The 8588-nt window shown below is 51.0% G+C and carries 7 protein-coding genes and 1 pseudogene; 5 read left to right on the top strand and 3 right to left on the bottom strand.

Annotation, left to right across the window (positions count from 1 at the left end; genetic code table 11):
- Window positions 1-142: 142 nt before the first annotated feature.
- Window positions 143-547: pseudogene (locus tag IQ256_RS13890) on the top strand (HAD family hydrolase); the annotation flags it as partial.
- Here the strand turns inward: IQ256_RS13890 and IQ256_RS13885 are convergent.
- A complete protein-coding gene (locus IQ256_RS13885; RefSeq protein ID WP_193856134.1) occupies window positions 523-687 on the bottom strand; it encodes a DUF2256 domain-containing protein in 165 nt (54 codons plus the stop codon). The pseudogene IQ256_RS13890 and the gene IQ256_RS13885 sit on opposite strands and share 25 nt — an antisense overlap.
- Before the next feature lie 115 nt (window positions 688-802).
- On the opposite strand from IQ256_RS13885, the gene IQ256_RS13880 reads away from it, so the two are divergent.
- From IQ256_RS13880 to IQ256_RS13865, 4 genes are all read left to right on the top strand, one after another.
- Window positions 803-1741, top strand: a complete 939-nt coding sequence (locus tag IQ256_RS13880; RefSeq protein ID WP_193856133.1) for an RNA methyltransferase — start codon at window positions 803-805, stop codon at window positions 1739-1741.
- Between the two features lie 15 nt (window positions 1742-1756).
- Window positions 1757-3427: a serine hydrolase gene (locus tag IQ256_RS13875; RefSeq protein ID WP_193856132.1), complete on the top strand. Its 1671-nt coding sequence runs from the start codon at window positions 1757-1759 to the stop codon at window positions 3425-3427.
- Between the two features lie 238 nt (window positions 3428-3665).
- On the top strand, window positions 3666-5714 hold the full coding sequence (locus tag IQ256_RS13870; protein WP_193856131.1) for a CapA family protein: 2049 nt from the start codon (window positions 3666-3668) through the stop codon (window positions 5712-5714).
- Window positions 5715-6348: 634 nt separating this feature from the next.
- Window positions 6349-6588: a helix-turn-helix transcriptional regulator gene (locus IQ256_RS13865; protein ID WP_193856130.1), complete on the top strand. Its 240-nt coding sequence runs from the start codon at window positions 6349-6351 to the stop codon at window positions 6586-6588.
- A gap of 264 nt (window positions 6589-6852) precedes the next feature.
- Here IQ256_RS13865 and psbV read toward each other — a convergent pair whose 3' ends face one another.
- Window positions 6853-7371 (bottom strand): photosystem II cytochrome c-550, encoded by a 519-nt coding sequence (gene psbV / locus IQ256_RS13860; RefSeq protein WP_193856129.1) that lies wholly within the window; start codon window positions 7369-7371, stop codon window positions 6853-6855.
- A 198-nt stretch (window positions 7372-7569) separates the two neighbouring features.
- On the bottom strand, window positions 7570-8487 hold the full coding sequence (gene accD / locus IQ256_RS13855; protein ID WP_193856139.1) for an acetyl-CoA carboxylase, carboxyltransferase subunit beta: 918 nt from the start codon (window positions 8485-8487) through the stop codon (window positions 7570-7572).
- Window positions 8488-8588 lie beyond the last annotated feature (101 nt).

Raw genomic sequence — 8588 nt, 5'->3', positions numbered from 1 at the left:
CTCCCATCCTAGAGGGCCAAAGAAAAAGATACCCAAGCCTAAGTACGACAAAAAGAAGCCGCATGTCTCTACCGCTCGACTACTCGCCAAAGCTAAAGCCGAAAAGAAAGCACCTTGAAAGGGCTGGTCTCTAGAACCCCTACCGGGGCTGACTGAATTTTTAGCGGCTATTCAAAGACATAAGCTGGCAGCGGCAGTGGTTACTAACGCTCCCTCGGAAAATGCCTGGTTTATGCTAGACACGATTGGCCTAAGTGAACGATTCGAGCCGGTCGTCATTGCAGATGAGCTTCTTAGGGGTAAGCCCGATCCGCTACCTTATCAAACAGCGCTGGACTTGCTAGAGATTGGCAGTGAAGAAGCCATTGTTTTTGAAGATTCAACAGCGGGAATCCGTTCAGCGGTTGGCGCAAAAATTGCCACGGTTGGAGTGATGACGACACATAGTGAGGCGGACTTGATTTCAGTTGGCGCGGGGCGGGCGATCGCAGACTTCACTGACGCTTATATTCACACTCTGCTTCAATCTTTGCCGTCTCCGGCTTGATTTCGCCTGCGCCGACAGCGTTCAGAGCAGTACTTCACCTCGTCCCAGCAGTTCTCCCATTTTTTACGCCAGGTGAAGGAGCGACCGCAGACCTGGCAAGGTTTGGAGGGAAGATCTGATTTTTTGCGCTGGCGAGCCATAGAGGTGGGTGAGGGGGTGAGGGAGGGTGAAGAGAATTGAGAAGACGGCTTAGTATATTGTACCAAGGGCGATTGTTGTCTTGAGAGTGATTAAGGGAGTGGCGGGCGTTTGGGTATGTCGGAAGGGTTGAAACAGGAAGAGAATACTCAGGTAGCTCTAGCTAAGGTCAGAATTGTCTTGGTCGCCCCCGCCGGACCGCTAAACGTCGGCTCGGTGGCACGGGTGATGAAAAATTTTGGCCTGTCACAGCTTTATCTGGTCGATCCGCAGTGCGACTACTTAGGGGCTGAGGCTTTGCAGATGGCAGTGCATGCAGACGATGTATTAGCAGCGGCGCGGATTGTAGGGACGATTCCTGAAGCGCTAGTGGGCTGTGAGTATGCGATCGCCACTACTGCTCGCCCTAGAGGGTTTGATGCTCAGCTCGATCCGCCAGAAATTGCCTTACCCAATCTGCTGATTTCAGAGGCTAGAGAGCAAGGAATCAAAAGAGCCAAAGAACAGCGCCGCCGCAATACTGCTCTAATCTTTGGCCCAGAAGATCGAGGACTGAGCAACCAGGAGCTTACCTACGCTCAGCAGTTCCTCAAAATTTCCACTAGCGACGCCTACAGCGCCCTTAATCTGGCTCAAGCCGTCACTATCTGCTGCTACGAACTCTCGCGGCTGAGCCAATCTTTTTCCGCTTCTCTCCCTCTTCCTTTCTCCTCTACCGACCGCTTATCAGAGAAAACACCCGCTTTACAAAACCCCCCTTCATCTGCTAAACAGTCGGAATCTGTCTTATCAAGTACAGTTGAAACCCATACCCTAGAACAGTCCGAAGACAAGCCTAGGGCAAACCTGGAGGAAATCGAAAGCTACTACGAACATCTAGAGTCACTGCTCCTGCGAGTGGGATATCTTCACCCGCACACCAGCGCTAGTCGCATGCGTAAGCTGCGGCAGCTACTCCACCGGGCGTCCCCGACTTCTCATGAAGTTGCCCTATTACGCGGCATGATTCGGCAGACGGAATGGGCACTATCACACTCAAAACAACGGCAAACGTAAAGGTTAGACCCTGTTATGACGGATACCTACAACTCGCGCGACGCCCAGCTCGGGGGGCAAAACGCTGACACTCAACCACGGTCCGTTCCCACCAGGCAAATCCCCAAACAGGTTTCTAGACAGATTCCCTCACAGTTGCCTAAGCAGACCCAAGCGTCTTCTCCACCGACATCCTCGCAGGTTCCAACTCGGAGCCGTCGTTCTCGGAGTCGTTCCTCTCGTCGTCCGGCTGCGCCTGTAGAACGTCGTCGTTTGTTTAGCACAGGTTCGGAGCGTGTCAAAAGTAAATCTGCTAGTCGTACCCGTGCGCTCAAAGCCAAACCTATTCAGCCCAGCAGCCAACCTGGTGGTCAAAGCCAAAGTAGTCAGCGCCAAAATGCTGCACGAGTCCGTCCTTTCAGGCAGCCAAAAAGGGCAGGACATAGCCGGTCTATACCGAATGGTTCTATGGCGAACGGTTCTGTGGCGAACGGTTCTGTGGCGAACGGCTCGGTGGCGAATGGGCTTGTCGCTAGCCAGACAGGGCCGCTTCGAGCTAAGGCACGGCCAACGCTACCGAATACGTCAGCCACAGGCAGAGTTCCGCCCTCTCGGGGGTTGGTTCGTCGCCGTCACCGTTCACTAAAGACGCCTGCTTCCGTCCGCTACATTATTCAGCTCATTATCGTTGGCTTAGGTGTGGCTGCTATTGGCGGTACTCTGTTAAAGGCACTGCCGAAAGCGCCTGCCCAAGAAGCTGTTGAGATTGCGCCTGCAGCCCAGCCCCAGGGACCTACTAAGACCTTTCCGATTGAGCTCACCAGAGAGATTGCACCTTTAAAAGCAGAGCTAGAAGCGCTACCAAATCTGTATCCCAGTCTGGTGCCTAAGGTCTTTTACGTGGATGTGGATACGGGTGAGTATGTCAGCGTGGGGGGAGGTGAGGCGATCGCCGCTGCTAGCACCATCAAGCTGCCTATTCTGCTGGCGTTCTTTGAAGAAGTAGATGCTGGCCGCATCGATCTAACGCAGGTGATGTCTATGCAGCCTCAGCAGATAGCGTCGGGTTCTGGGGATATGCAGGTGGCCGACCCGAGTACTCAGTACACAGCGCTAGAAGTGGCCTCTCAAATGATTGTCAATAGCGACAATACGGCCACCAATATGATGATCGACTTGCTAGGCGGCCCAGAGGCGTTGAATAGTCGATTTGTAGGCTATGGCCTAGAAGCAACTGAGCTAAACGCGCCGCTACCCGATCTAGAAGGCACTAATTTGACCAGTAGCCGCGACCTGGCACATACGATGCTGTTAATCAGTCAGGGTCAATCGTTGAGTACGCGATCGCGCGATCGCGTACTCAATATTCTCAAACGTACTCGCAGCAAAGGTCTGCTGCCTGCTACCCTCGAAGAAAGAGGCGCATTAACCTACAACAAAACAGGTGATATCGGCTCGGTGCTTGGTGATGTGGCTCTAGTCGATGTCCCGAATGGTAAACGCTATGTAGTGGCTGCGCTGGTCCAGCGTCCAAACAACGACGGACGGGCCAGGGAGTTGATTCGCCGGGTGTCTGCTCGCACCTATCAGCTAGCGGAAAAAGCGATTCAGCCAGCGGTGGTACCTCCCGAACCAGCCGCCGACAGCGGCACCTCATCGACGTCGGAAGCCGCCGACTCTGGAGAAGACTTCATTACTCAACCCTGAGATATCCCTACTGGTGCTAGCAATACATCAACCAAATTGGGTAAGCTCTACGTACGTGAGTCGATGTCTAAAAAGAACTACTCTATTGGTATCCGGTTGCTACCCGTTCAAGCTGTGCTAGTTCATCAGATTCTCACTGTCGACAGCAGACTTTTGGACGAGCCTATCTATGGTAAGCGCATCTCAATCCTCATCTCGAAGTCCGTCGGGCTCTAGTGCAGCTCTGTTAGAGACTCCTGTGGCTTCGCGTCCTATCTCTTTCACGCTGAAGGTTGCTCATCCAGTTGCGCCGGATGATTTCTTTAGCTCTAGCTTTTCCCAAGCGGGCTTTTCTGGGCTAGATGTCCGACAGCTAGCGGCAGAAGGCTATTTTCAGGCGATCGCCTATTTGCTAAACCAGGATTTGGTGCCTCAAAACATCTATGCTCAGGTCTCTCGTAGCAGCGTGGCGGGGCGAGTGAAGATTGTCGTCGAGTTCGAGCGCTCTCCCCAGCCGAAGCGGTTGACCAGGTTTATCTGCGATCGCCTCTACAATCTCGACTCCAACTTGATTGAGGGTGTTCATCTAGTTGCCCGCACGGTCGGCTCTAGCAAAACCGACTGGGAGGAGCGTATTCGCATTCCGACCGTCAGCCAGCGCCAGTCGCCTTCATCTGCAATATCTTCAGCCGCAATATCTTCAGAAACTAGACCAGAACGCTTAGTTGGCCACGCCGATAGCGACAAATTGATCCATGAGTCTGCTCGTAGCAAAATTGCCCGTCAGATTGTTCGCAGTCAATTCAAGTTCTTTCGAGCGGCACTTCTTTCTGGAACAGCGATGGCCGCTTTTCTCTTCGGTGGCTTGACGGACCTGATTTTGTCAGAGCGGCTCTCCAATTCTGTCGCCAGCCCAGAAGTCTCGCTCCCCCCCTGGTACGAGGACGGTTCATCTACAGCTGCGACCGAGGCAGCCGCGCCCGAAGCTACTTCAGTGCGCTTTACCAGTAGAACAGTCGAAGCCGCGCTAGAGACGGTTTCGGTCATTCCCCATCAGGCGGTAGCCTTGCCCCAAGATCCAACGGTTACTTTGCTGTTTGGAGGGAAGCTGGGCCTAGATGATTTTGTCTTTGAATCGGAAGACAGTCTCGATCAGCTATTTTCTGAGCTAGGAATTTACAAGCGGGCTGATGTCGCCATGCTCGGCCTGTCGGAGCCATTGGCGACCCCTAGTACCTCGCTGCAAGAGAGCTTTTATCACCGTACTCGGCCCGAAGCGGTGCAGGCGCTCAAAGCTGGCGGGGTTGACATCGTTAATTTGGCTAGTGAAGGAATATTTACCTACGGCGTCCAAGGTCTCAAGGAGACGCTAAAGACGCTAGATCAAGAGGGCATTTACCGAGTGGGGGCGGGCAGAGATCACAAGGAAGCCCATCGACCTGAGATCTTGGAAGTCAAAGGACAGCGCATTGCCTATCTCAGCTACAAGCCTAGAACCCTAAAAGCGGCCAAAGAAAATGCTGCGGGTGTGGCTTCAGCTAGTGCTGGCGGGCGACAGCATATTCTAGAAGATATTGCAGCGCTTCGATCTCAGGTGGATTGGATTGTTGTGAACTATCGCTGGGGGGAAGCAGAGCCTGCTGAAGATGATCTACCGGCTGAGTGGCAGCAGTCGCTCGCACGCGATGCAATTGATGCTGGTGCAGACTTAGTGGTGGGCTATCATCCTAGCCAGATTCAGGGCGCAGAGATTTATCGCGATCGCGCGATCGCCTATTCGTTAGGTGATTTTGTTTTTAATGAAGCACCTTTCGAAAACCACGACAGCGTTGCCCTACGAGTTTCCTTACGAAATCGGCAGATGAAGATAGAGTTCTTACCCGTGACCATCCGTGACTCTCGTTTGCAGATGGCTACTGGAGAACGTGGAAGTGCTATTCTTCAAAGCATTCGCCAGGCATCGCGAACTTTTGAGCAGCCTATGCAATTCCCTGCTGTTCTCAAAGCGCAAGCGGCTGACTCACTGACTGATCTACCGCCGATGCCAGACGTCTCTACTACTCGCTCTATTGACCAAAGTGATCTTGACCCTGCTCATCCTATACCTAGGGGTCAGCGTTCTGTTCAGCCGCTACCGACTGCTGCTTCTGAACCATTCATTGCACCTGCCGACCAAACGATTAATCCAATTGCCGAGCCAGTGCTCACCCCTGATTTTTCGCGGCATGAAGTCTCTAATCCCTCACTGCATGAATCAGATGCACTCTTCTTGCTAGATGCCGAAGGTGAGTCGAGCGATTTGGATTAGCCAACCGAATCGTAGCGGTTTTCGGACGTATCTCACTACGGCTATATGAACCATATGCGAGCGCTTCGGTCAACGTGCTATGTCTTGGGTGAGTAATCGCTGCTCTAGACGTACTACAGCTAATGATATTGGTCCAGTGATACTTTCGTAAAAAACTTCTAAGTAAAAATACGGATCCCATAACAGCTAGACTTACTTTCTTATTTTGTTAGGGAAGCATTAAGAGTGTGCCAATATTCTTAGTACTCAATAACTTGTAGTTTTTATAACGCTAGCTGCATAAGACCTCGGTGTAAAAAGGGACTCTTCTATTCAACCAGTTAGAAAGAGATTTACGTAGAAACTCGCACGACGAAAGGATTCTATGAGTTTCAATCCATCAAGCTAGAACTTCCTCTGTAGCCATCTATCAGTTGATACGTATAGACAGACAATCAATACCGTATGGGTCAATTCTATAACTGGCTGATATGTAGGCGCGATAACTATTTTTGTCTTCGAGGATGTTTCTGACACTTTGGTATCAATTTTCTTAGGGTTTGTAATGTCGTAGTCCGTATTTATATAAAGCGGCGTTGTAGTTTGACGCATCGCCAAAGGCTATTTTCGAACCATCACTCGCGAGACATAAAAAATGGGTAGGGCAGGCAAGGCACTAAAGTGTGTTCTTCAACAGTACGGCATCAGTCAAAATAGGCTAGCTGTCACTATGGGCGTAGCCCGATCCACCGTAAATCAGTGGGTGAATGAGGTTAGCGACCCGCTAGCCGATTCTATTCCAGATATTGTTACCGCCTTAGACACCCTAGAACCCTCGGCTGCACAGATCTTCTTACAGCTATACATTCAGCGTAGATGTACCCCGACCCAATAGGCGGCTTTATCTGAAGACTGAGAAGTTTTTTGAAGATCGAAAAGTGCGCTAGATACCTTTTGTATTGGCTGCTTTTTATCCAGTCGATTCGCTGTATCTGTATTTGCAGGTTGTAGGTCAGGGAACCGTGGACAAAAAGCAAAAAAGCGTAGAGGCGAATGCTTCCTCTACGCTTTTTCGTATACGCTTTTTCGTAATCTAGGGTCTTTGCTATTAGTTTTCAGCTAGAGCTAACTCGATCAGACTTAACCCAACAAGCATGACTTACAAAGACTTAGTCTTACCTGCGCCCCACTGATCGCCGCGAATCTTTGGCATCAGCAGAATGTGACCAGAGATTGCTCTGAGATCGTCTTCTGTTAGACTACGCATCTTGGGGTAGATGTCACTACTCTTAGTACTAGGGTGTAGTTCGGAGATCTCGGTGAGACCGTCATAAGTTGTGGGGTTGTGTAGGTAGTCTATTAGCCCCTCCAAATTATTTCGATCGGGATAGGCCCCTGCCAAAGACTCGCTGTCTAGGCCAACGTTAGGGTTGGTTTTGGTGATACCTCCTAGATGACAGATCGCACAGGCGTTGTTGAATTTTTGTTGCCCTCGGGTAAATTCTTCTAGCGAAAGGGTGACCGTATCACCTGCTTCATTGAGAGGAATAGTTCGAAGATTCGCGTCCAGTTCAGCTGCGATCGCCCCCTCTACCCAAGGTCCGACGCCAAACAGGCCAGTCGCCACAAAGACAAACGCCGCCATCAACCAGGCGCATTTTTGGAATAATTTTTTCATTTTTAATGCTCGCTTTTCAGCCACGCAACACAGCAGTGATCCAATCATGGTTTGAATCAAATTATCTCTCTATCATGCCACGAATAGGACGAGAGAGCGATGGTCAAGGGCTGAAACTGCGTTAAAACTGCGTCAAAATCCCATTGAAATGAGACCAGACGAGCGCTCAAAGCAGATAACAAGTCACAGGTGACAAATCTAATCGGCACCTTCTAGCACTACTTCCATCTGCTTAGCCACAACAGGAACCTTCCCCTTTACAGGAGCATGTAGTCGAATTAGCTGAGCTAGCGTTTGTTTGAGCTGAGGGCGCGGCACGATTTTGTCGACGAAACCATGATGTAGCAGATACTCAGCCGTTTGGAAGTTCTCTGGTAGCTTTTCACGGACGGTTTGCTCTACTACGCGGCGTCCAGCAAAGCCAATCGTGGCCTCTGGTTCAGCTAGAATGATATCGCCTAGCATGGCAAAGCTAGCGGTTACACCACCCGTTGTCGGATGCGTAAGGATAGGAATGTATAGCAAGCGAGCAGAGCGGTGACGCTCTAACGCCGCTGAAATCTTCGCCATCTGCATCAAACTCAGCATGCCTTCTTGCATTCTGGCACCTCCAGAAGCGCAGACTATCATCACTGGTAAGCGATCTGCCGTGCCGCGTTCGATCAGCCGAGTGAGCTTTTCACCCACGACTGAGCCCATACTGCCGCCCATGAACCGAAAGTCCATGACGCCTAGTGCTACGGATTCTCCTAGGATTTTCCCCACCCCTGTTTGAACCCCGTCAATTAGCTTGGTCTTGGCTTGGGTATCGCGGATACGGTCTGCATAGGCTTTGCGATCGCGAAACCGCAGCGGATCTTCAGGTGAAAGCTGAGTGTCTATTGGCAACCAGCTATCCTCATCTATTAGCTGCTCAATTCGTTCAACGCTAAACACCCGATGGTGATGTCCGCACTCTGGACATACCTGTTGGTTAGCTTTGAGGTCCTTGGTGTATGTGAGTACATCGCAGCGCTCACACTTCGTCCAAAGCCCATCAGCAATCTCCCTTTCCCTGTGGTCTGGACTAATCAAACCCGTTTTTTTTCGGTTGGCAAACCAGTCAAACAGCGACATTTTTCCACTCATCCACTTTGCTTAAGGTACGCCTCAAGACAAAAGGTAAGTGAGGCCAATACTTACTTCTATCCTACTAGGGTAGGGGGCATTCTGTTGTT

The sequence above is a fragment of the cf. Phormidesmis sp. LEGE 11477 genome, from assembly GCF_015207105.1.
Lineage (GTDB): Bacteria > Cyanobacteriota > Cyanobacteriia > Phormidesmidales > Phormidesmidaceae > Phormidesmis.
This window is presented reverse-complemented; position numbering and strand designations above follow the sequence as displayed.